Source organism: Methanosaeta sp. UBA458, from assembly GCF_002496085.1.
GTDB classification, from domain to species: domain Archaea; phylum Halobacteriota; class Methanosarcinia; order Methanotrichales; family Methanotrichaceae; genus Methanothrix; species Methanothrix soehngenii.
In genome coordinates this window covers 1-22,765 of the sequence record NZ_DAIK01000099.1, presented here as the reverse complement: position 1 = coordinate 22,765, position 22,765 = coordinate 1, and the positions used below count along the sequence as shown (strand labels likewise).

Genomic DNA, 22,765 nt, shown 5'->3' with positions numbered 1-22,765 from the left:
TTGTATCGATACTTTGGCACCAGTACGATGTGGTAGGTAATTTGACCATAGCCATGGCTGAAGCTGCGCAATTCCAACGCTTATCACATCCTAGCCATAGGTGGGTGGCACCACCTGTGGCTAAAGTGCCAAATACGATTTCATTTTAAAAGAAGCAACGGTTGATCGATATGAGTTAACGCAAAAAACGGACGAGGGTTCACTTCATCCCCAACCGGAAGGTTGGGGTATTCGTGACCCTCTGCACTCCCGATGTAATAAAATTATGGTCCCGTCGCTATCTGCAGGATATATCACCCTCGATGATTATGTTCATGACGCTATCGAACTTCAGAGCCTGGCACCAGCCAGCCTTTTCAAATATCGACATGAAACAGACGCCAATCAGCTTCTTGTATTTCATCTTGGCGAGAAAATCTGCCATCTCCTCGGCCTTCACTCCAATCTTGGGCATGGCCATTCCACCCAGAACAACCACGGCATCGGCCTCAAAGCTGCACTTCTCTCCCAACTCCATCCCCGATTCCGTGGCAACCAGCTTCCTGGCTTTTTCACTATCAAGGCCGGGAATGAAGGCCATCTCCTTTTCTCGCACTGGATAGCCCAGGAATAATGCAAAGGGAGTACAAAAACCAGGTGACCCCACGAAAATTATCTTCTGGTCATCCTTGACCAAATCCCTAAAACCGTTCAGCATTCCGCCCAGGCCCTTGACCTCTTGAATCTTCTCCATAATGATCGATTAATCAGTTTCCGCTCATGGGCAATAATGTTTTGGTACCCTGGGCAGCATCTGCTGCTTTTATGCTCGAATTGCCCTCAGGTTACCTCAAAATCATCTTCCGATCATCTTTTGCATCAATGACATGATCCCAGGCCGGCTGCTCCCGCTGCTTCCAGGACCCGTAGCCTCCAGCCCCATGGAGGCCATCATCTCCTTATTGAAGCGGTCGGAGATCTCATCGAATATCCTCTTATAAGCGATGCAGTGAGGATCGACTCCCATAATGATCCCATCTGTCGGAGCTATGGCATTGTAAGGGCAGCCCCCCCGGCAGTAGCGCAAGTGCTTGCAGCCCTTGCAGTTCACATCCACATACTCTTTGAACTGACGCATGCGCACTCCTGCGGGGGAGGCGGCCAGATCCGCCTGGCTGGGGCGGTCGCGAACGTTTCCCATGACGTATTCGGGCATTCCCACAAACCGATAGCATGGATAGATGCTCCCATCTGGGCCCACGGCAAAGGTATTCTCCATGCAGTCCACAAAGGTGCAGACGGTACCCCTTCCGGTGAATACGCACCTCGCGTAATCGTTGATGTTTCTAACCTCGATTCGATCCATATTCTCCAGGTATTTGTCCAGGAGATAGACCAACAGCTCGCCATACTCCTCTGGAGGAAGGGCCCATCGGTCTGGCTGGTCGCTGCGCAGCGATGGGAGGGCGGGGTGGAGCTTGAGGACCAGGCCGTTTTCCCGAAAGAAGTTGAATATCTCCTCTTTGAACTGCACTGAATAAGAGGTGAATGTGCAGATGAATTGCACCTGCAGGCCATGTTTTTTGGCCAGCTCATATCCGGCCATGGTCTTCTCATAGTATCCACTAGACCTTTGCAGGTCATTGAGTTCCTGAGGGCCGTCAAGGCTCGAGCCAATGGGAATCTCATGCTCTGCCAGGACCTCCGCCAGCTCTGGGGTCAAGAGCCACAGGTTCGTCTGCAGGGCGAAGTTGGGGCTGAGATGCTCAAGCTCTCTTTTGAGCATGGGAAGGGCAGCTCTGTAGTAATCCGCACCGGCAAGCAGCGGCTCTCCACCGTGAAACGTGAATGTAACCGGATCATCCCTAAAATCGCGCAACCATTCTACGATCTCCCCTACTGTCTCGATGGTCATTCTCGGGGATCCGACCTCGGAGCTCCAGCAGTAGCTGCACTTGGAGGGACAGCCTAGGGTGGGTATGATCATGACATGAAAAGGCCTCTTCTGTTTTCTCATCTTCTTCATCTATTTTTGCCCCCTCGCTTTGTTCAAATGCCCATGGCATTGATGGCCTCGATCAGCTCTCCGAATGCCTCGACCTCCAGCTCTAGGACTTCCTGGGCGTTCATGGAGATGCTCATCTCGCCGTCCACGGTGAGAGTATCTGGGCCCCGAATTATCATCCTTTCCCTGCCGTCTTTTGACAGGACGCTCTTGATCTCTTTCTCATGGGCCATGGTTCGACCGGGAATGATGACCGTGCCCATGACCTGGTCAAGATCAAGGCCTGAGAAGTCCTCAATGGTAATCAGGCAGCCGATGTCCTTTTCCACCGGCAGGATGCTTACTTTCTCTCCTCCCTCCATCTGACTGAAGATGCCCGTGAGCAAAGGAGCAGCCACCCGGCTGGTGATGATGCTCGCCCCTCTCCTCAGAGGGGGCAGGCGGGATATGATATCTGGATGCCTGGACAGAGCGAAGGGCGCGCCGGTGACCGGATCCCATAGAGGCGTTCCAGTTACCCGGAAGCTGTGCATCTCTGCAGTATGGGTGACCAGGTCTCTGAACTCCTCGATGGTATGAGGGATTATCCCTGGCATAATTGGTCCATTTCCCAGGATCAGGCCCTGATCACGGCGATTGGCAAACCTCATCAAGATCAGGCCTCGTGCTCCCATCTCCTCCAGGTCATTGCAGGTCTTCTCCAATTCATGACCGTCGTTTACGCCCGGAATTATGACTGCGGCGCAGTAGACCTCGCAGCTGTGGCAGAATGTCTTCAAATTTTCCAGGGCGACCTCAGGATGCTTGTCTCCCATATACTTGCGTCGAAGCTCGGGGTTGGTGGAGAAGACGGTGAAAGAGACCTCGTTCACTCCGGCATCGATAAGCTTTGCCGCATCGTCCTTATCCCGGAATCCCTTTCCGCTGGTGTAGCCAAGGCTAATGGGCACTATTCCCTGGCCCACCATCCTCGCCAGTGGTAGAAGGTCTGGGTAGCAGCTCAGGTCGCCACCCCCGCTGATGGTGACCTTGTCCGGCATGCTGCCCATGCACCTCTGAGCCACCTCGAACAAGACGTCGTTCATGGGCTTGAAGCCTGGATAGCCCTCCATGATGGCGCGGGCGCAGTAGTCACAGCCCTTCTTGAAGGGCATGCAGTTCTTGCAGCCGAATGGTGGCACCTTTTTTACCCCTTTAAAGTAGCAGTAGCTGCAAAATCCCCTGCAGTCCAGGCCTGGCCTTCCACCTACATCTGCGAGTACGTCCATTCCCATTTCGATCTGCCAGATGGTAAATAAGCCTTGGGGTAACCCTGAAAACAGGCTTTAGAGGAATGAGAGGGGAAAACTAGAATTATTGGGATGGATGAAATTGTCTATGCTTAAATAAATATATTGATTTTGATAATTTAATAATAGTACTGGATAAAATGCTTAAATATGGGAAAGTGATATATACATCCTCGAATACATGATTAAGTTGGAGCAGAAATCATAAGCGAAAGCCTCAACTGCCTTAAGAAAAAAGAGCGGGATTAAAGCCGAGGGACGTGATTCTAATGTTGAGGAGTATCGAAAGGGCCAGCATTGCAGAATTTGGGCGGAGGTAACCTTTGTACATCAAAGAGGTTGAGCTCAAGAACTTTAAGTCATTCGGCAAGAGCATCAGGGTTCCTCTGAAGAACGATTTTGTAACGGTGACGGGGCCGAATGGAAGCGGTAAATCCAATATAGTCGATGCTCTCCTCTTCGCCCTCTGCCTTTCCAGCTCGCGGGCCATGAGGGCGGAAAGGCTGCCCGATCTCATCTACCGGGGGGATAACGGGAAGAATCCGGATTTTGCCCAGGTAATAGTCAGGCTGGACAACACCAGCCGCCATTTTCCACTGGATCAGGATACGATCGAGGTCTCAAGAAAGATCAAGATAAACCGCGACAAATATGCCTCTTCTTATTCCTTTAATGGCAAGTCCTGTGGCCAGGCAGAGCTTTTGGACCTGCTGGCCAAGGCGGGCATAACCCCAGAAAGCTACAATATCGTCATGCAGGGGGATGTGACCCGCATCATTGAGATGACGGCTGTTGAGCGGAGGAAGATCATAGACGAGATCGCTGGCGTCGCAGAGTTCGATGAGAAGAAGAAGAAGGCGCTGGAAGAGCTGGATGTGGTGCGAGAGCGCGTCGAACGGGTTGACGTCATTCTGGAGGAGGTAGGCGGCCAGCTGGACCGATTGCGGGCGGAGCGGGATAAGGCTCATTCCTACCAGGCGCACAAGGACGAGCTGAAAAGGCAGGAGGCCTTCCTCCTATTGGCCAGGCTCAAAGAGGCATCTGGAGAGCTGGAGAGCCTGAACCAGGAGATATCCTCCCTCCAGGGCAAGAATGATGAGATCAAGCTGCGGGCAGATGAGGATCGCTCCGAGCTTGCCGTCCAGGAGGAGAAGCTGCAGAACCTCGGTCAGGAGATAACCCATAAGGGAGAGGACGAGCAGATCGAGGTCAAGCGGAGGATAGAGGAGCTGAAAGGGGAACTCGCCCGCGAGACCAGCAAGATCCAGATGGCAGAGAAGGCCCTGAACGATCTGGATCGCCAGCAGAATGCGAGCTTCATTCAGCTGGGTAACCTCTCTGGGGAGGAGGAGGTTCTGGCGGAGAAGATCAGAGACGCAAGCATTCGCAAGGCCAGCTTAGAAGGAGAGCTTGAAGATCAAAACGACCTCCTCGGGGAGGTTGAAGAGAGCTTAACCCGTGAGGACGCCCAGTTCTCCGCCCTTAGAGAGGAGCTTGAGAGAGCGAGGGGGACCCGGGAGGAGGCCAAAGCAAGGCTTGGAGATCTGCTGCGAGAGCGGGACCGTCTGCTGGATGCCACGAGAAGGGGGAGCCTGGAAAGAGAGGAGCTCTCAGGCGCCATCAAGGAGGCCATGGATGCCCTGGCCGGCAGCGATCATGAGGCCGAACAACTGAAAGAGGAGCTGGCCGGGCTCAACAGCCGAGCGATGGAGCTGGAGAAGGATCGGGATGACCTGGAGAGCGCAAGACTCAGGCTGCGCCGGGAGATCGCCGAGGCAGAGAGGGAGATGAATAAGCTGCAGAGCGAGTTCGCCCGCACCGACAGCCGGATTAAGGCGGCAGAGGACAAAGGCGGATTCAGCCGGGCGGTGGACGCCATCCGCACTGCTCTCAAGAATGGTATGCTCCCCGGCCTTTATGGCACCGTAGCGGAACTGGGGAACGTTCAGTCGCGCTTTTCTGTCGCTTTGGAAGTGGCTGCAGGAGCGCGTATGCAGAGCATTGTCGCCGCCACGGACGAGGATGCCGCCCGGGCCATTGAATATCTGAAGAGGTCCCAGATCGGCAGGGCCACGTTTCTCCCCTTGAATAAGCTGGACCGGGGCAGCCCTTCGGTCAAGCCCAACTACGAGGGGATAGTTGACTATGCCTTCAGGCTGATCGACTTTGATCCCAAGTTTCAGGGGGCTTTCTGGTATGTATTTCGCGATACTTTAGTGGTAGAGAGTTTAAACCACGCCCGAGCTCTCATGGGCCGCTACCGGATGGTCACTTTAGAAGGGGATCTGGTGGAGAGGTCCGGAGCGATGACCGGAGGCCACTATAGGACCAGGATGAAGTTCGCGGCAGAGGAGGGAAAGAAGCTCCTGGAGCTATCGGAGAGGATTGCCAACGCCGATGCCGAGCGCGGGAAACTTCTGGAGAGATTGGACCGGATGGAGGAGCAGATCTCCCACATAACCCGAGAGGTGGAGGAGCTGAACCGGTCCATCTCCAAGAAGACCTTCCAGGCGGACGAGATGGCGGGGTCAAAGCCCCGGCTGGAGAAGAGCATCTCTGAGAAGCGCGAGCGGCTCGTGCAGATGGAGAGCGAGTTTCTCAGCTATAAGGGAAGGCTGGACGCTCTGGAGGGGGAGATCCGGGAGTCTGAGGCGACCCTGGCATCCATGAATGAGACGATAGGCCGGATAGAGGCCGACCTTTCAGGCTCAGCGATCCCCGAGCTGAATCGCAAGGCAGACGCGGCCAAATCGGAGATTAGAAGGCTGCAGGACCGGATAGCCGAGATCGATGCCGAGATCCTCAAGGACAAGATCCGGGAAGAGGGCATAATCGAGAAGCAAAAGGAGATCTCATCCAAAAAGGAGCTACTGGAATCGGAGAAGGCAGAGGCAGCAGAGCAGAAGGAGGCTGCCATGACCATGATCCAGAGCCTAAATTTGGAACTGGATGGGATGAAGTCCAGGGAGGCGGAGATCGAAGTGGAGCTGCACGGCCTCAAAGGAGTGCGCGTAGAGCTTCTTGAGAAGACCATCACCATGCAGCGGGCTATCGACAGGATGGAACGGGAGATGGACCGGATTCAAGCTCGTCTGGATGCCAGCCTCTCCGCCAGGGATGTCATCCAGATGAGGGTGGAGGGACTGCGAAGAGAGATCGAACAGAGCGGCGTAGACTCGACCCAGGAGCCGCCGGATAGCAATACCGTGGCTGAGAAGATCCGGGCCCTGACCCAATTCATGAGAGACCTGGAGCCGGTGAACATGCTGGCCATCGACGAGTACGATCATGTGTTGACCCGTTATGACTTCCTGGCTCTGAGGAGGACCACTCTAAGGGAGGAGAGGGAAGCTATCATCGATAAGCTGGAGAGGTATGACCAGATGAAAAAGGAGGCATTCTTATCCAGCTTCAATGAGATCAACAAGAACTTCAAGAACATATTCCAGGAGCTATCCCGGGGAGAAGGCGACCTGATCCTGGAGAACCCGGAGGATCCCTTGAGCGGGGGGATGACCATCAAGGCCCGGCCGGCGGGAAAGCCCTTCCACCGCCTGGAGGCCATGTCCGGAGGGGAGAAGAGCCTGACCGCCCTCTCCTTCATCTTCTCCATTCAGATGTTCCGGCCTGCGCCCTTCTACGCTATGGACGAGATCGACATGTTCCTGGATGGAGCCAATGTGGAGAGGGTGGCAAAGCTGATCAAGAAGATCTCTGCCCAGGCCCAGTTCATTGTGGTGTCCCTGAGAAAGCCGATGATACTGCAGTCGAAGTTCACCCTGGGCGTGACCATGCAAGAGAACAACATCACCACGGTGACCGGCATATGCACCAGCTGAGGTAGGACTTGTCCGAAGATCCATTCATGAAGAATCCCCGCGATTTCGAGTTCGGCGAGCCGGCGGAGGTTCTGGTGGAGCTTGCTCGTAGAGGGGATATCGATCCCTGGGATATTGATATTGCCAGGACCACAGAGAAGTTTTTGCAGTACATCGACTCCCTGGAGAAGAGAGACCTGCGAATACCGGCCAGGACACTCCTTTATGCCAGCATTCTCCTGAGGATGAAGTCCGACTCCATGGAAGGGCAAAAGGAGGTGGCAGATGAGGAGCCAGAGCCTGAATTGGAGGAGGTGGGGGAGGAGGTCTGGGAAGAGGAGAGGGAGAGCACCCTTCCCCGCCCGCCAGTGAGGAGGCGCACCAAGAGGCCGGTAACCTTAGAAGAGCTGATCTCGGAGCTGAAGAAGGCGGAGATGGTCGGCCGGAGAAAGGCCATGAGGGACCGCTGGCCCTCCACTGAGGAGAAGGCACTGGACCTCTCACACGATGAAGGGATCGAGGAGAGGATCAGGTTCTTGGGACCCATTTTGGATGATATGTTCATGGAGAAGAAGACCATCACCTTCCTGGATATTAACAGCAGAGATGGACTGAATGAGGACGGGGTGACCAACTACGTCTCGCTCCTCTTCATGGCCCAGAGAAAGCAGGTGTGGCTGGAGCAAGAGGAGATATTCGGGGACCTGTTTGTGAAAAGACATCCCTGAGCGGATCAGTGGCCCGGGCGTCGCCAAAGCCTCTTCTCTGACACCGACATCCCTAGGGCAAGCTTAAATCCTTTCCGGAAAAAGAGTCTCTATTGGTCGATCTGATGACGGATTCCAGCGCTAAAGTAGTTATCGAAGCCGCTCTTTTTGCTGCAGGCAGGACGCTCAGTCCCCGAGAATTGGCGGATATCTCCGGCCTCTCCCTCCAGATGGCCGAGGAGGCTGCCCGCGACCTAGCCCAGGAGTATGCCAGTCGCAGCTCGGGAATAGAGATCAAGAGCATAGGAGATGGCTATTCCATGCAGGTCCACTCCATGCTGGCGGGACGGGTTCTCTCCTTCGCTCCCAAGGAGATCGAGGCGCCCCTGATCAGGACCCTGGCCATCATCGCCTATAAGCAGCCCATCAAGCAGAGCGAGCTGGTGCAGATCAGGGGGAACAAGAGCTATGAGCACGTGAAGGAACTGGAGAAAAGAGGCCTGATCAATGCGGTCAAGCACAGCCGGACCAAGCTTCTCACCACCACTCCCGGATTTGCCGACTACTTCGGCATCACCTCCTCCAATCCCGAGGCGGTGAGAAAGGCTCTTCTGCAGAACAAAAAGCTGGTAGGGGTCAGTCCCATGTACAGGACCCTCGCCCTGCGCCTGGGCCTGGACTATCTGGTGGTCAATCCATACAACCCAGGAGAAGAGGACCTATCCCGGCTCGAGGAGATCGACCTTCTGATAATTGCTCCCGGCTACCTGGAGAGGGTGAGAGAACACTACTGCGGAGATCTCATAGAGGCAGGTGTTCGAACCCTCTCCCAGCTTAAAGAGAGCGCAGAGCAGATAGTCCGGGCAGCAGAATCGGGCGATGTGGAGCCACTGGCGGCAGAGGTTGATCGGCTCCTGAAGAGGTTTCGCAAAAGGGCGCAGAAGGCAAGGCCGATCAAGCCTCTGACTCCCATGATCGAGGATATCGCCCGCGATCTCCGTTTGGATGTTCAGGAGGGGGGGCTGAGAGCAGCGCCCAGCTCTGCCCAGATGGAGGCCGAAATTCAGGTGCCTGTCCACCAGCCCTACGATATGGACATAGTGGAGAGGATCGTGGAGCGCTATGAGAAGATCCTTATGGATATTGATGGCGTTTCTTCTGCTGATGCCAAGCCAGATTAAGGTGACTCATGCCAGCCATTTCCTAACTCATTCACAGATCATTATGGCGATAGGCTAGAATATGGTTCTTCGCCCAATTATGGAAGTGGGATCCGGCAGAGATTATAGCCCCTCTGCGTCTCTGTGGTTTGGCTGAAAATTTTTGCTTTCTTAAGAGCTATGCAAAAAAAGTTGCTTTCAGCCCCCAAAAAGGAAGTGGGCGGGCCCAATAATGCCTTTACGGGATCAAGCTACTGGATTTTACTATCACTGCTGATTGGCAACGATCTTGACGTTATTGGTTGCCTCAGACAGCCCCAATGCTATAGCATCCCTGTTGCCAGCGCCGATCTGATCGATATTGACCTTATTGCAGCAATCCAGACAGCTGGGTGACACATTGGCATTTGTCGGGCTGTCCTCAGAGCAGCAATTGCAGTCTCCTGAATTCTGATTCTTCTTGATCAGCAGATTGTTTGTAGCAATAGGATCTATACCGGGACCAATGGCTAAAGCCCGATCGTTTCCAATTTTCAGAGTATCTATATTGACATCTGTATATTCTGGAAATACAAAGGCAGAAGCTTCCAATTCAAGTATTCCACCATACTTTCCCAGAATATCTATTGCGCCGTATCCAGCACCCCCCTGAGCAAATGAGGGAATTATAAGAACTGCCAGAACGAAAGGCAATGCAAACCTCTTTATCATTATTGTCTTACCCCCTGAATCATGAGATTCCATTCATACTAATGCCTAATTATATTTATACTTTTGGTCTGCATATATCTGTTCTGCATATAACATGTTCACAATTTTGGCGCTATCTATGAATATGCCTTCAAAGAGACTTGATACCATGTCCCTGGGCATAATCGTCTTCTACCGGATGGTTCTTTGCCACAGAGGGAAAAACGTCATCATGATCTTATAAGGCCCTCTCGAAAAGTGAGCCTGTCTGAATGGAACGGTCGAGGAATTGCTGCTGCCGGTCTAATGAGAGGGTCTGGCGGAATTATCGTCTTAGGGAGGAATCAGAATACAAATAGCAGTAGTAGGAGGTGGAGACTGCAGCCTTTGCGTCCGGGAGATGGCAGAGGAGCTTGGGAGGCTCCTGGCAGCGGAGGGGCACACCCTCATTTGCGGTGGCCTGGGTGGGGTTATGGAGGCAGCATGTAAGGGTGCAGCAGAGAGCGGGGGAACGGTGGTGGGAATTCTGCCCGGGGACAGGAAGGATGCCAATCCCTATGTGGGAATTAGCGTGGCCACAGGCATGAGCCATGCCAGGAATGCGATAATTGTGAGGAGCTCGGATGCAGTTATTGCTCTGCCCGGCGAGTATGGGACTCTATCCGAGATCGCCCTGGCCCTGAAGATGAATAAAGCCGTGATCAGCCTGGGAAGCTGGGATATTGCCGGGACGTTGAGGGCGAAGGACCCAAGAGAAGCTATTCGCCTGCTCAGCCGCCAATTGCGCCTGGGAATCGCATGAAAAGATGTTTATATGAAAAGATGGTTATATTTAGAGGATCATGGAATAGACTACATGGTAGCGATTTAGCAATGAATGAGCAGAAGCGAAGATGGGAGATGCAGAAATGAAAAATGATGTGCTTCATCCAGCATTAATATCGAATCGGGCATTAGTGGCATCAATAATATTTGTGGCAATAGCTTCATCTGCAATCTTCCTGTTATCAAGCGCAGTATCTGCAGTCAATGCCGATCCCAGGGACGATGCCTACCACTATATGAAAAATGGAATCGACGACCAGCTCTACAATGAATGGTGGTACTTCAATGGGCGGGATGGGGACACTCACTTCATGCTTACCTTCCTTTTGAGCGATCCGGACAACCTGACGGCATACCGGAGGATTCAGGTCCAGGTTATTTTGCTGCAGAATGGCCAAATTCCGATATTGGGATCTCATCAGAGCCGGGGATTTGGCGGGGATCGCAATTCTCCCATGTTCGATATCGACAAAAACGGCTTTTATTCTGATCAAGAGGGGAGGATCCATATTCGGGGAGAGGTCGAGGATGAGGCCACCAGCGAGCTTTTTCGGTGGGACCTGGTCTACGAGGCAGCCGCGGATCCCTGGTATGCTATTCCCACTCAGACAAAGACAGGCCAATCCGGTTGGATGAAGTGGCTGGTCTATATGCCATCAGCCAACGTGACCGGCAGCTTCACCATCGGCAACAGGACGGTGGATATTGACGGGACTGGCTATCATGACCACATATGGGGCAGATTTCCCCTGAATGATCCCCAGTTCACCTGGGCAGAGGCTTCCAACCCCGCTAAGAACTTCAGCCTGAGCTACAGAGAGATCTGGGAGAACAGAACAGAGGATAATCCCAAGGCATATCTGGGAATTCAGAAGGAGGGCGAGTCAATAGAGTTCTCAGGGGGGCAGGTGAAGGCGAAATACGCTGATTATTCAGAATACGCCATCGATAATGCCACTATGGTCCATCCTGCCCGATACAACATCTCAGCAGATAATGGGGATTGGAGCCTGGAACTTGCGGTTGGGGTATTTGAGAGCATTCCCACAGTGCTCGACTATCCCAGGCCGATGCCCGACCGTCTGGACCTCCAGCAACTAGCCCTCCTGCAAGGAACGCTGCGATCAAAATCAGGTGAGGAATACGTCTTTGAAGAGAGGGGCTTTTCTGGCTATTCAAGTCAGCTGGACCTTCTGAGGAACGACGGGGTGTAGGGGCAGGGAATTCCCGACTCTTTAGAGGTGGGATGAATCGTGCCCCGCCTTGATTCCGGGGAGCGGTCACCAGACTTCCTTTGATTGGCAAGCTCATTCTTGCTTTCTCTCGGCCCTGCCACCCCCGAGCCCGTGCACATGCACGCGCGCTCTTGCGGGAGTGGGTGCCAGGCATTGTGCGGGGCACTCGTTCGGGCACTTACCTATGCCGCCATAGTGAATCTAGATAAAGCGCAAAATCATTTGACATAACCTTTAATTATCATAATACGAATTTATTAATACGTGGTTGGAGGAAGCCGGGCAAAACTCGCTGACATCTTGGAAGCCATTCAGCTAGGCCATGTTAGAATAACCGATCACGCCTATGAAGAAGCCAATGCTGACGAGCTCAAGTTTGACGAGATCTACTTTTCGGCTCTGCATGGAGTTGTGATCGAAGAGTACGCAGACGATTCACCTTATCCAAGTGTTCTGATCTTCGGTCAAACCTTTGCCGGCGATCCGGTTCACAGCGTTTGGGCCTATAGCGAGTTGAACGGGTGGGCGGTCCTGATCACGGTCTACCGTCCAGATCCGAATCGATGGATCGACTGCAAAGTGAGGAAGAAATGAATAGCATACCGTTTGAAAAATGTCCTGTCTGTGGTGGGGATCTGATTGAAAAGCAGGTTGAAAAGGTACTGCGTGGGGGCGTCAATACCGCCGTATTAAAGGTCTGCGCGGAGGTCTGCCTGCGCTGTGGAGAACGGCTGTACTCTCAGGAGACTGTGAGAAAGTTTGAACAGATTAGGTCCAAGCTGGAGCGAAAAGAAACAGCGGAGTTCCAGGAGATCGGAGTCTCATATCAGGTAGCATGAGACCAAAGGATAGACCATAGGTCTCAGTAGCTGGCTAGGAATTTCGCCCGGCACTGCTCTAGGCGGGCTGGGCCGGCTGTGGCTGCCATGCGCTGCGCCCGTGCATGTGCGTGCCCTCGCAGGTGGGCGAATCGCGTCCGTGCGGGCAAGCGTTTGGGTGCTATGAAAGTGCAACGCTCTGAGGAATCCTGGTGGATTGGATGCGATTATTCCATATGCATTCAGTCTCAATGCGACAGGCACGGACTTAAGGAATGAATCAAGGCGCTTCCTCACTAGCCGGAGCCTGCCATAGCCACACCATTGAACGTGCTGAGAAGCGCCCAGCTATCTAGTCGGTATCAAACCATTCCTCTCTGCTTATTCCAGCTCTCTTCAAGATCTTTTGCAGGAGAGCAGTACTGATATCGCTTCCATGAGGATTCGGAATACGTACCTCTAAAAGGCCCCTTGACATATACTCGTGACCAGCACCAGGAAAAGGACCCACGAATCCCAATTTGCCCAACCGCCGGATGAGCTCTCTTCTTGGGACCGGCAAAAGCTTATTCGACAATGGACACCGGCTCCGCTGATGCATTGATCGAATGCCCGCCGATGGCGGGAATTGGATGACCAAATCTCAGCTTCAATGCAATCCAGCCCTCGATGACTTCTTGCAGCTCCCTGCGGCAGTCTTCCAGGGTTTTGCCGGTTGCCCATACGCCCTCCAGCTCGGGCACCTCGCCATAAAAGGGCTCAGGGTCATCGATGATCTCGTAGGTGGCCTGATCCATTGCTGCCTGGATGTACTCTGCGAACATCGCAATAATATCCACGGCAATCAGATAAAGCCTTTCGCATCTTTGCACTTGCTCATTTACCTGCCGCCCACGAGCCCGTGCACGTGCACGCAGGCTCTTGCGGGAGGGCGCCTGGCGTTGGCGAGGGGCAGTGTCCACTCGCTGGATTCTGGAGATAGGAATCGCATTCCTTTCTGGCACTTTTTGGGGGAAAATTTAAGAGGGAGCTAAATATAATGTAGATAGGTTTCAGGTGATCATATGGATGCTAAAGGTGCCGCGATGGCGGCCAAGAAGTATTTCCAGGATACTAAGTCGATAATAAAATTTATCTTTGAAACCATTTCTGTGAAGAGGGATGGAGATAACTGGGAAGTAATTTGTTTGGTCCAGGATCTATTCGAGGATGCAGGCAAGGAGTTCAAGGTTATCGTCGACAGCGAGGGAGCAATCCTTGATGTTGAAAGGCTCAGTCAAATTCCCTGCTAGAGTAGTTCTCGATACTGGGCCGTTTCTGTTATTTCTCGCCGGAAATCATGATCCTGAAATGATTCCAGGAATTAAGAGATTAAAATATGATGGTGGTCCCTGCAATGAGGTGCATTACGATATCTTAATGCAGTATTTGAATCACACAAAGGAGCGAATAATAACTCCAGGAATTCTCTCAGAGGCCTGGAACCTTATAGATAATGATATTAGCAATAAAAAAGATAAAAAGGAATTATTTGATTCAAATATTAGATACCTTGAACAAATTAATGAAATTTATGTAACCAAGAATGAAATAATATCAGATGAATATCTTGGCTCGAATGCCTGGAAATTCGGCTTCGCGGACTCATCTATAATTTTATGTGCAAGAAATAATAGCGCCTGCGTATTAACACAGGACTACCCATTATTCAATATTTGCAGGAATCTAGGAATAGAAGCAACTCATCTGAGTTCGATTCTCAGCCTGGCGGATTTGTGAAGCGAGGAGAGGCATCACACGATTGATCGCTGGTTTTCCCGGCCCTTACGCCTCTTTCTGCTGCGCCTATATCGGAACCTTCCTGAGAGAATCTTTAGGCAGAAGACGCTCATGCAATCGAGTCTGCGCGCTGGGGCTTGAATACGACCTCCTTCGCCGCCAGGGGCCGGGCTCGCAGCCGTCCAGCTAAGAATTCCTTCCTGATCCGGTCGATTTCTCTTGATACTTCCAGAGTGTATTCGATCTCGCCGCAAGTATCGCAGATAAGGACCGTGACATCCTTGATGACAATGATCTCATCCTCAATCCTGGCCATGAAATCATGCCTGCCCTCACGCATCTTGCCTATTTTGCAGCAGCAATCGTGGGCAACAGAGCTCATTTGCATCTCCTCTTTCCCATAAAGAAAAAGGGCAGACGAGATTCACTCAATATATATCGCCGGCCTCCCCGGCTCCGCTTGACGGCTCTTGCCCTTGGGATCCGCTCCCGCCTCCTCAGCCGAAAAGATCTCCACCGGCGCGCCCAATGCACTCGCCAGATACTCCCTCTCCAGGGTCAGGGTCTCGTACTCGTCAAGGCCCAGCGCTTCCGCAGAGAGCGAATGCGCCGCCTTGGCCAGCTTCTGAGCATACTTGGGAGCATCCTTCTTGTGCTCGGCTATCGCCGGATTGGCCATTGCCTCCTTCATCAACGCACCCATGTCCAGCTTTCCTCCCGCTGCAGCGGCCACGGCAAGGCGCAGCATCTCCTTCTTCCACCGGGGAGTGGTGTAAAGGGTGATCTTGGCGGGCTTGGTCCCTGTGACATTGACGATCTCCTGCACATCGTTCAGCGTCCTCTCCAGGAGATCTTCTGCCTTCTCCGCCCGCACATCGATCAGGGACTCATCCGCCACCGGCCACTCTGCTCTAGAGGCATATCCCTGGCCAAGGCCCGAGGCCCAGAGCTCCTCGCAGATATGAGGGATGAAGGGCGACATCATCCTCACCCAGGCCGACAGCACTGCACGGAGCTGGTTTTTCCCTCCCCGGCGTTGATACCAGCGCAGGTCTCCCATCAGCAGATAAAACGCACTCTGCAGAGCCCTGCGGGTCTGAATCTCCTCCATGGCCTCCGTGGCCTGGACAATCCGCCTCTGCAGCCGGGAGAGCATCCAGCGGTCGATGAGCGTCTTTTCCGCATTCTCGTCGATATTCCTGTCCGCCATTATCTCCCGCGCCAGATTGTAGAACCGGTCCAGATGAGCATGGGTGGCCTCAACCCCATCATTTCTCCAGTCCACATCCGCCGTCCCCTCGGCATTGCCCAGAATGTAGAGCCTTGTCACATCCGCTCCGTTCTCCGCCACCGCCTGGCGCAATGTGAGGAGCGGTCCCTTGGACTTGGACATCTTCTGCCCCTCCAGGGAGACAAAGCCGTTCACGGCTATAGCCTTCGGCCAGAGCTGCTCCGGGAATATGGCCACATGATGGTAGAGGAAGAAGAGCAGATGGTTGGCCACCAGGTCCTTGCCCGATGTGCGCAGATCTACGGGATACCAGTAGGCGAAGTCGTCGTGAATCTGCTGCACCGTCTGACCAGGGAGGCCGGTCAGATCCGCCACTTTAGCCGCATCACCGTTATCCATGAAGATGTACTCGAAAAACTCCGGTGGCAGGTTGTCGATCTTCATCCCCGCATTGACATACTTGGCCAGGATGTAGTAGGCCATGTAAATGGTCGAGTCTCCCAGGGACTCAATCAGCCACTCCTTATCCCAGGGGAGGTGAGTTCCCAGACCCTTCCGCCTGGCGCAGGCCTTGTCCTTCAGCCAGTCGATCTTGTTCTCGAACTCCACCCGGAACTCCGGTGGTATTATGTTCATCCTGGACAGGCACCATAAAACCCTGCCCTTCCACTCGGGATTGGAGTACTCCAGGAACCACTGGTCCCGCACCATCATGATAACGCACCTGGTGCCGCAGCGACAGATCACCGGGGTCTCGGAGAACTCATAGAAGATCTCGGCTATCCCTCGATCGATCAGATCCCTGAGCAGCAGGTCCTTGATCTTGCTCACCGCCACGCCCGCGTAGCGGCCGGTGTTGGGCTTGAGAACTCCGTTATGAAACTCGCGGCGGTAGACCATTTTGGTCGCTTCCTCCGCTTTGGGGTCATTCTGATCCCGGACCCCGAGCTCTTTCACTGCTTCCACTGCCGGGAACTCCCCGTAGCCAGGCGACTCTATCAGGGATATGAACTCGATTGCTCTCAGGTCCTCTTTGATGCCATACTGGCTCAGGTCTTCCTCGTACAGATCCTTCAGTGCCAGATAATCGTAAGGGGCATGGGCTGGAACGGACATCACAATCCCTGAGCCATTGTCTGGATCCACGAACCCTGCGGGCAGAACGAGCACCTCCGCCCCGGTGAGCGGATTGGTCACCCTCTTGCCGATAAGCTCAATTCCGGGTATCTCCGCTCCCCAGGCCACAGCTCGGTCGGTATAGGTCAGCTTCTCATAGGCCTCTTTCGAGACGATCCAGTTCTCGTCGTTGATCCTCGCCATGACATAAGTGACACTTGGGTTCAGCCAGAGGTTGGTCACGCCGAAGACGGTCTCCGGCCTCAGGGTGGCACAGGGCATAATCGCATCCCCCATCTTGAACTTGATCAGGGCGAAGTCCATAATGGTGGCATCCTCGCCCTTGAGGATGTCATGGTCCTCCACCGGATTCTTGTCGTGCGGACACCAGCGCACCGGGTGGCTGCCCTTGACCACATAATCGAGATTTCGCAGTATGCCGAACTGCCATTCGATGAACTTGCTGTAAGCGGGATCAGTGGTGGTGAACTCTCGCCTCCAGTCTATGGAGTAGCCGATGGACTGCATTGCTGCTTTGGCCTGGCGTCGGAAATAGAGCACTATCTTCTCCGGCGTATTCAGGCTGGCCAGCTCCTCCTCAGGAATGCCATGCAGCCGGGTGTAGACTCCCCAGATGAGAGGATCTTTGTTGGCTATGAGCTCGGACAGGCCCACGATGGGCGTTCCTGTGGCATGAAACCCCATAGGGAAGAGGACATTGTAGCCCCTCATCCTCTTGTAGCGGGCATATGCATCTCCTATGGTGAATGTGCGGGTGTGACCGGCATGCAGATTACCATTCAAATAAGGATAGGGTATGGTCAAGAGAAACTTCTGGCGCTCATCAGGCTCCGGCTCAAAGATCGCATTCTCCTCCCAGATCCTCTGCCACTTGGCCTCGACTTCTTTTGCGGAATAACTTTCAAGCAATATGGTTCCCTCCAGACTTTCTGTGGCTCGAATCCACCTAATCCTTCATCTTCTCCAGGCGCCTTGCTGCCTCTTCTACCCTCTTCGTCTCTCTGGTGATGGAAAAGCGCATGTAGCCCTCGCCGTACTTTCCAAATCCGAGACCAGGCGTGGCCACTATCCCTGTCCTCTCCAGCAGCTTTGCAGCATAATCGATGGAGCTTCCTTTTACCCAGGCCCAGAGGTATAGCGTCGCCCTGGGCTTCTCCAGTACTAGATCGATATCCTTGAGGGCCTTGTACAGGATCTCTATCCGCTGCTGGTAGACCTTGCGGATCTCATCCACCACTTCTTTTGGGCTGCTCAAGGCCACGATTCCTGCATCCTGCACTGCGCCAAAGGTTCCCGAATCGATGTTGCTCTTGACCTTGCCTATCCCGGCCAGGACATCGGCATTGCCCACGACCGATCCTATCCTCCAGCCGGTCATGTTGTAGGTCTTGGAGAGGGAATGAAACTCCACGGCAACCTCCTTTGCCCCATCTATCTCCAGAATGCTCAGGGATCTATTGCCATCGTAGTAGATCTCGGAGTAGGGATTGTCGTGCATTATTATGATATTATGATCCCGAGCGTAGTCGACCAATTCTCCGAAGAACTTCTCGCTAGCCGTAGCACCGATGGGGTTGTTTGGATAGTTGAGAAACATGATCTTCGCCCGTCGGGCGACATCTGCCGGGATGGCATCGAGGTCCGGCAAAAAGCCGTTCTCCCTCAAAAGCGGCATTATGGCGGGCTCTCCGCCGGCGAAGGCCGTGGCCGTTGCATAAACCGGGTAAGCAGGATCAGGGACAAGCGCCACGTCTCCCGGATTGATGAAGGCCAGCGGTGCATGAGCGATACCCTCCTTGGAGCCGATCAGAGTGAGCACCTCGTTCTTTGGATCCAGATCAATATCAAAGGTCTTTTTATACCAGTCTGCCACTGCATTCCGGAAGGCGAGTTTTCCCTCATAAGATGGGTACTGATGGTTCGATGAGTCATTCGCCGCCTGCTTTAAGGCCTGAACAATGTGATCGGGCGTCGGAAGATCCGGATCGCCAACGCTCAGATCGATTACGTCCACGCCTTTTGCCCTTGCCTCCTGTTTCGCCTTATCGATGCCGGCAAAAAGGTACGGCGGGAGATTCTTTATCCGATCGGCATACATTAGGTTCTCTCCATGGAAGATGCATTTATATGATGACGGTAATTCTTTTTTCGTTCCTGTCCAGGTTATTATCCCGCAGGTACTACTTTCACGTAGTATTTAAGATTAGAGGAGCCCGGGCAGATCCTTGAAGGTCATATAGAAGATCGGTCGAGATAGGACGTCTTGAAGTTATCGAGCCGAAAGGGAGATTGATGCTGGAGATTAGGGATTTGAGCCGCTGGCTGCCCCAGGAGGCCATCGAGCTTTACGAAGGGCAGGGGTATAACGAGCTTTATCCGCCACAGGCACAAGCCGTGGAACGAGGCCTTCTGGAAGGCAAAAACATGCTTCTTGCCCTGGCTACCGCTTCGGGCAAGACCTTCCTGGCGGAGCTGGCCATGCTCAAAGCCGCTTTGCAGTCGAAGCGATCCCTTTACATCGTCCCTCTGCGCGCCCTGGCAGCAGAGAAGTTCGATTCTTTTCAAAGATTCAAAGATCTGGGCGTGAGCGTAGGCATAAGCACAGGCGACTTCGATAAGAAGGACGAACGCCTGGGCAGAAATCAGATCATCATCGCCACCTCAGAGAAGGCGGACTCATTGATGAGAAACGGCGCCTCCTGGATTCGAGACCTGGCCGTTCTGGTGATCGATGAGATCCACCTCTTAAACGACGTTGGCCGGGGTCCTACCCTGGAGATGACCATCACCAAGCTGCGTCGCTCTAACTCTGGATTGCAGATCATCGGCCTTTCGGCGACGGTGGCCAACTCCCGAGAACTGGCAGACTGGCTGGATGCAGAGCTGGTGAGCAGCGATTGGAGGCCCATAGCTCTGAAGGAGGGGGTCATCTGCAAGGGCAGGCTGGTCTTCTCGGACGAAGAGAGGGCTCTTGAGGCGAAGAAGGATGAGAAGAAGGACGAGTCTATCGCCCTGGTCAGAGACACCCTCTCTCAGGACGCCCAGATTCTGATATTCGAGAACTCCCGCAAGAATGCCGAGGCTGCAGCCATCAAGCTCAGCAACCTGATTCCTCCAGATCCAAAGGCCGAGACCCTGTCGGAAAGCATCCTGGCCACAGGAGAGAGCGAGACCTGCCATCGCCTGGCCTCATGTGTCTCCAGAGGCATTGCATTTCATCATGCAGGCCTCCTGCCCGATCAGCGCAGGCTGGTTGAGCAGGGTTTCCGGGAGAACAGGATCAAGGTCATCGCCAGCACTCCGACCCTGGCTGCCGGCCTGAACCTGCCCGCGCGCAGGGTGCTGATCAAGAGCTACCGGAGGTATGAGTACGGCTCGGGAATGGTCCCCATACCGGTGATCGAGTACCGCCAGATGGCGGGCAGGGCGGGAAGGCCGGGGCTGGATCCTTATGGCGAATCCTTCCTCATGGCCAAGGACGACTCGGAGATGCGTAATCTGAAGGAGCATTATATCGACGGCTCGCCTGAGGAGATCTGGTCGAAACTGGCCAGCGAGAGCGCTCTGCGCACTCATATCCTCTCCACCATCACCGCCGGTTTTGCCCGGACGGAGGGCGAGCTGAAGGAGTTCATTGCCACCACATTTTATGCTTATCAGCAGGATCCCTGGCACCTGGATGCTGCTTTGGAGAAGGTTCTCGCCTTCCTCTCAGATAACGGAATGATCGTGGACAGTCCGGAGGGCGACCTTACGCCAACAAAGCTGGGCTCTCTGGTCTCCAAGCTGTATATCGACCCCTTGAGCGCGGTCATCATGTTGGAGAACCTGGCAGAGAAGGGGGGGCGGGAGGAGAAAAACGGCAAAGAAGCTACAGTGAGAAAGCCCACCGACCTCTCCCTCATCCATCTCATAACCATGACTCCGGATATGGCATTGCTTTACATCCAGTCGGCAGACGGCTGGGTGGAGGAGTTCATCGATCTCAATCAGAGCGAGCTGTTCAATGAGGAGAATTATGATTATCTCCTCCGCGAGGCCAAGACCTCCTCTATGCTGTTCGACTGGATCGGTGAGGTTAAAGAGGAGCTTATAAGCGACCGGTATCGCATCGGACCGGGTGACATCCGCCGGTCTGCGGAGACCGCGGAGTGGCTGATGCACTCTTTAGCAGAGCTGTCCAAGCACCTTGATCTGGGAATCACCTACAGGGCGGAGCAGCTATCGGTTCGCCTCCATTATGGCGCCGGCCAGGATCTCTTATCCTTGCTGGATCTGAAGGGAGTGGGACGGGTGAGGGCAAGAAAGCTCCATCAGTCCGGCATAACCAACCGGGAGAAGCTTAAGAGCACAGATCCGGTGGAGATCGCCAGGCTTCTTGGACCGAAGATCGCAGAGAAGGTCCTCCTTCAGCTGGCTCGTGAGGAGAGGATGGACGGGATGAGATCAGATGAAGCCATTGAAGGATATGGAAAAGACGGAGAGGAAGAGGTGAACGGGATTACGAAAAATCAAGCAGCAAGCGAAGCGCAGCCTCCAGGAGAACGGCCGCCTGCAAACAAGACAAAGGCAAGAAGGCCAAAGCAGGGGAGACTGCCTTGAATTGGCTGAGGAAGATCTTCTCGGGATCGGGATCGGAGGCGGGGGAGAGCCTGAGGCTGGAGGATGTAATTTCCTGGCTGGAGGATAAGGAGACCTCCGCTGGATGGGAGAAGAGCCTCTCCGAGATATATCGCCATCTTGAGGATCAAGCAAAAGAGCTTTCTCAAGACGTCTCCAGACTGGCCTCGGCCGAGCCGGACCCTTCCACTCCTCCAAAGCTCCTCAGGGCAGGGCTCGCCGCCCGGGGTGAGGTGGTCAAGCAAATGGAATCGCTGGAAGAGAAGATAGATCCTCCCAGGAAAATGGATCTTCAGTCCGCCAGCGAGCACCACTGGGCTTTGGTCAAGGGCCTGGAGAGAACGGTGACCACCTTTGGAAGGGCGCAGCGCTATGTAGCTGCCATCTTTCCCAAGAGCCTGGAGAGCATAAACTCCGATCTGGGCCAGATCAGCCGCACTTTGGTCGAGCTGGAAGAGATGATCGGCAAGAGAAGGAAGCTGTCTGAGGAGATCTGGTACTCAAAGGAGCTGGCAGAAGAGCTTGGAAAGGGCCTCGTGGCCATAGACTCCTTGAAGAAGAAGGTGGCCGGAGAGGAGGCGCTCATTGGCAGCACTGCTGCTCGGCTGAGGGATCATGAGGAGAGAATAAGGAATCTGGCGGCAAGCGAGCTGGGCAGAAGGACCGAAGAGCTGAAAAAGAGCCTGGAGGAGAAAAAAAGGGAGAAGATCCAGACAGAAGAGGAGCTGAGATCCCTTATCTCTCCCCTGACCAAGGCCCTGGGCAGGATCACCAAGCAAAGCTCGAGCGACAGGATCAGCCTCGAGCATGGCGAGGTTTTCCTGCAGCTGATGAACAATCCCGCCCATGTCTCGGATAATGAAATTGCTGGATCCCTGGAGGAGTTGCGCGCTCACCTGGCCACCCTGGGATTGAAGGATCGAAAGAAGGAGAAGGTCTTGGATCATATCGACCAGCTGATCGGGAAGAGGTCGCTGGAATTGGCCCGGTCCCGCCATTTCAGCCTGGCAGAGGAGATCAAATCCCTGGAGGTTCAGTTGAAGGAGAGCAGCAAAGAGGCGCTTCAATTGAAAGACGCCATCTCTCAGGATAAGAAAGCCCTGATAAAGCTCGATGCTGCGCTGGAGCAGAGCCGCAAGGACCTTTTGATGCTGGAGGAGAGGATGGGGTCAAAGCAGTCAGAGCTTGTGGAGAGGCTGACCAGGATCGCCGGCAAAGAGATGAGTCTTATTCTGCCAGAAAAAAGCGGGTGATGAGCTGTTGGTCAACTTTGGGGGCATAGTCCCTCTATCCACGGTGGACTGGCTGGGAAAGGCGGCATTGGTCGTATTCCTGCGCGGCTGTCCCCTCCGCTGCCCCCACTGCCACAATCATGCCCTTCAGACCGGCGAGAGCGAAATCGAATTTCATGCTCTGGCATCCCGGATAGTCTGCCGGACCAAAGGCCTGCATACTCCGGCTATAAAATTGAG

General features: G+C 54.0%; 20 protein-coding genes and 2 pseudogenes. 12 read left to right on the top strand and 10 right to left on the bottom strand.

Annotation, left to right across the window (positions count from 1 at the left end; all coding sequences use genetic code 11):
• The 4 genes and pseudogenes from BP822_RS06920 to mmp10 form a co-directional block, all read right to left on the bottom strand.
• A pseudogene (locus BP822_RS06920) lies at positions 1-77 on the bottom strand (IS200/IS605 family transposase); the annotation flags it as partial.
• A 200-nt stretch (positions 78-277) separates the two neighbouring features.
• A complete protein-coding gene (locus BP822_RS06915; RefSeq protein WP_013719928.1) occupies positions 278-733 on the bottom strand; it encodes a DUF2124 domain-containing protein in 456 nt (151 codons plus the stop codon).
• A gap of 102 nt (positions 734-835) precedes the next feature.
• Positions 836-2,005 (bottom strand): TIGR04083 family peptide-modifying radical SAM enzyme, encoded by a 1,170-nt coding sequence (locus BP822_RS06910; RefSeq protein ID WP_013719927.1) that lies wholly within the window; start codon positions 2,003-2,005, stop codon positions 836-838.
• A gap of 23 nt (positions 2,006-2,028) precedes the next feature.
• Complete coding sequence (mmp10, locus tag BP822_RS06905) at positions 2,029-3,252, bottom strand: methyl coenzyme M reductase-arginine methyltransferase Mmp10 (protein ID WP_048133196.1); 1,224 nt, start codon at positions 3,250-3,252, stop codon at positions 2,029-2,031.
• Between the two features lie 344 nt (positions 3,253-3,596).
• Between mmp10 and smc the strand changes: the two genes are divergently transcribed.
• The 3 genes from smc to scpB all read left to right on the top strand — a co-directional run bounded on the left by smc (position 3,597) and on the right by scpB (position 8,979).
• The gene (smc, locus tag BP822_RS06900) at positions 3,597-7,112 is read left to right on the top strand and encodes a chromosome segregation protein SMC (protein WP_273278363.1); all 3,516 of its coding nucleotides are present in this window, start codon (positions 3,597-3,599) and stop codon (positions 7,110-7,112) included.
• Positions 7,113-7,120: 8 nt separating this feature from the next.
• On the top strand, positions 7,121-7,819 hold the full coding sequence (locus BP822_RS06895) for a segregation/condensation protein A (RefSeq protein ID WP_013719924.1): 699 nt from the start codon (positions 7,121-7,123) through the stop codon (positions 7,817-7,819).
• 92 nt (positions 7,820-7,911) lie between these two features.
• Complete coding sequence (gene scpB / locus BP822_RS06890; RefSeq protein ID WP_273278362.1) at positions 7,912-8,979, top strand: SMC-Scp complex subunit ScpB; 1,068 nt, start codon at positions 7,912-7,914, stop codon at positions 8,977-8,979.
• A 246-nt stretch (positions 8,980-9,225) separates the two neighbouring features.
• On the opposite strand, the gene BP822_RS06885 is transcribed toward scpB, so the two are convergent.
• Positions 9,226-9,669, bottom strand: a complete 444-nt coding sequence (locus tag BP822_RS06885; RefSeq protein ID WP_013719915.1) for a hypothetical protein — start codon at positions 9,667-9,669, stop codon at positions 9,226-9,228.
• 322 nt (positions 9,670-9,991) lie between these two features.
• Between BP822_RS06885 and BP822_RS06880 the strand changes: the two genes are divergently transcribed.
• From BP822_RS06880 to BP822_RS06865, 4 genes are all read left to right on the top strand, one after another.
• On the top strand, positions 9,992-10,450 hold the full coding sequence (locus BP822_RS06880; protein WP_048132340.1) for a TIGR00725 family protein: 459 nt from the start codon (positions 9,992-9,994) through the stop codon (positions 10,448-10,450).
• Between the two features lie 106 nt (positions 10,451-10,556).
• Positions 10,557-11,687: a hypothetical protein gene (locus BP822_RS06875; protein ID WP_286878035.1), complete on the top strand. Its 1,131-nt coding sequence runs from the start codon at positions 10,557-10,559 to the stop codon at positions 11,685-11,687.
• A gap of 285 nt (positions 11,688-11,972) precedes the next feature.
• On the top strand, positions 11,973-12,302 hold the full coding sequence (locus tag BP822_RS06870; RefSeq protein ID WP_013719912.1) for a DUF4258 domain-containing protein: 330 nt from the start codon (positions 11,973-11,975) through the stop codon (positions 12,300-12,302).
• Positions 12,299-12,547 (top strand): YgiT-type zinc finger protein, encoded by a 249-nt coding sequence (locus tag BP822_RS06865; RefSeq protein ID WP_013719911.1) that lies wholly within the window; start codon positions 12,299-12,301, stop codon positions 12,545-12,547. The genes BP822_RS06870 and BP822_RS06865 overlap by 4 nt, the downstream gene beginning before the upstream one ends.
• A gap of 331 nt (positions 12,548-12,878) precedes the next feature.
• Here BP822_RS06865 and BP822_RS06860 read toward each other — a convergent pair whose 3' ends face one another.
• Complete coding sequence (locus BP822_RS06860; protein WP_083804714.1) at positions 12,879-13,127, bottom strand: type II toxin-antitoxin system HicA family toxin; 249 nt, start codon at positions 13,125-13,127, stop codon at positions 12,879-12,881.
• Positions 13,093-13,350, bottom strand: a complete 258-nt coding sequence (locus tag BP822_RS06855; protein WP_048132338.1) for a type II toxin-antitoxin system HicB family antitoxin — start codon at positions 13,348-13,350, stop codon at positions 13,093-13,095. The genes BP822_RS06860 and BP822_RS06855 overlap by 35 nt, the downstream gene beginning before the upstream one ends.
• Before the next feature lie 240 nt (positions 13,351-13,590).
• Here BP822_RS06855 and BP822_RS06850 point away from each other — a divergent pair, with 240 nt between their 5' ends.
• Complete coding sequence (locus tag BP822_RS06850; protein WP_013719908.1) at positions 13,591-13,818, top strand: hypothetical protein; 228 nt, start codon at positions 13,591-13,593, stop codon at positions 13,816-13,818.
• A complete protein-coding gene (locus tag BP822_RS06845; protein WP_157863781.1) occupies positions 13,787-14,305 on the top strand; it encodes a hypothetical protein in 519 nt (172 codons plus the stop codon). The genes BP822_RS06850 and BP822_RS06845 overlap by 32 nt, the downstream gene beginning before the upstream one ends.
• A 109-nt stretch (positions 14,306-14,414) precedes the next feature.
• Here BP822_RS06845 and BP822_RS06840 read toward each other — a convergent pair whose 3' ends face one another.
• Genes BP822_RS06840 through BP822_RS06830 form a run of 3 tightly spaced genes read right to left on the bottom strand, consistent with a single transcriptional unit; the run spans position 14,415 to position 18,771 of the window.
• Positions 14,415-14,687, bottom strand: coding sequence for a type II toxin-antitoxin system MqsA family antitoxin (locus BP822_RS06840; RefSeq protein ID WP_013719906.1), 273 nt, complete (start codon positions 14,685-14,687; stop codon positions 14,415-14,417).
• A 42-nt stretch (positions 14,688-14,729) separates the two neighbouring features.
• Positions 14,730-17,582 (bottom strand): leucine--tRNA ligase, encoded by a 2,853-nt coding sequence (gene leuS / locus BP822_RS06835; protein ID WP_286878034.1) that lies wholly within the window; start codon positions 17,580-17,582, stop codon positions 14,730-14,732.
• Between the two features lie 37 nt (positions 17,583-17,619).
• Entirely contained in the window at positions 17,620-18,771 is a 1,152-nt protein-coding gene (locus BP822_RS06830; RefSeq protein WP_013719904.1) for an LL-diaminopimelate aminotransferase, read from the bottom strand.
• Positions 18,772-18,965: 194 nt separating this feature from the next.
• Here BP822_RS06830 and BP822_RS06825 point away from each other — a divergent pair, with 194 nt between their 5' ends.
• The 3 genes and pseudogenes from BP822_RS06825 to BP822_RS06815 form a co-directional block, all read left to right on the top strand.
• Positions 18,966-21,275, top strand: a complete 2,310-nt coding sequence (locus BP822_RS06825) for an ATP-dependent DNA helicase (protein ID WP_273271452.1) — start codon at positions 18,966-18,968, stop codon at positions 21,273-21,275.
• Positions 21,272-22,546: a hypothetical protein gene (locus BP822_RS06820; protein ID WP_286878033.1), complete on the top strand. Its 1,275-nt coding sequence runs from the start codon at positions 21,272-21,274 to the stop codon at positions 22,544-22,546. Before BP822_RS06825 ends, BP822_RS06820 begins: the two co-directional genes overlap by 4 nt.
• 7 nt (positions 22,547-22,553) lie before the next feature.
• Positions 22,554-22,765 (top strand): annotated as a pseudogene (locus tag BP822_RS06815) (hypothetical protein); the annotation flags it as partial.

Bases quoted from the DNA above. Each gene is read 5' to 3' on its own strand.
- BP822_RS06885 (WP_013719915.1), bottom strand. From the start codon at position 9,669: ATGATAAAGAGGTTTGCATTGCCTTTCGTTCTGGCAGTTCTTATAATT.
- BP822_RS06865 (WP_013719911.1), top strand. From the start codon at position 12,299: ATGAATAGCATACCGTTTGAAAAATGTCCTGTCTGTGGTGGGGATCTG.
- BP822_RS06845 (WP_157863781.1), top strand. From the start codon at position 13,787: ATGTTGAAAGGCTCAGTCAAATTCCCTGCTAGAGTAGTTCTCGATACT.
- BP822_RS06830 (WP_013719904.1), bottom strand. From the start codon at position 18,771: ATGTATGCCGATCGGATAAAGAATCTCCCGCCGTACCTTTTTGCCGGC.
- BP822_RS06860 (WP_083804714.1), bottom strand. From the start codon at position 13,127: ATGCATCAGCGGAGCCGGTGTCCATTGTCGAATAAGCTTTTGCCGGTC.
- BP822_RS06840 (WP_013719906.1), bottom strand. From the start codon at position 14,687: ATGAGCTCTGTTGCCCACGATTGCTGCTGCAAAATAGGCAAGATGCGT.
- BP822_RS06910 (WP_013719927.1), bottom strand. From the start codon at position 2,005: ATGAAGAAGATGAGAAAACAGAAGAGGCCTTTTCATGTCATGATCATA.
- BP822_RS06855 (WP_048132338.1), bottom strand. From the start codon at position 13,350: ATGTTCGCAGAGTACATCCAGGCAGCAATGGATCAGGCCACCTACGAG.
- mmp10 (WP_048133196.1), bottom strand. From the start codon at position 3,252: ATGGACGTACTCGCAGATGTAGGTGGAAGGCCAGGCCTGGACTGCAGG.
- BP822_RS06915 (WP_013719928.1), bottom strand. From the start codon at position 733: ATGGAGAAGATTCAAGAGGTCAAGGGCCTGGGCGGAATGCTGAACGGT.
- BP822_RS06875 (WP_286878035.1), top strand. From the start codon at position 10,557: ATGAAAAATGATGTGCTTCATCCAGCATTAATATCGAATCGGGCATTA.
- BP822_RS06850 (WP_013719908.1), top strand. From the start codon at position 13,591: ATGGATGCTAAAGGTGCCGCGATGGCGGCCAAGAAGTATTTCCAGGAT.
- BP822_RS06825 (WP_273271452.1), top strand. From the start codon at position 18,966: ATGCTGGAGATTAGGGATTTGAGCCGCTGGCTGCCCCAGGAGGCCATC.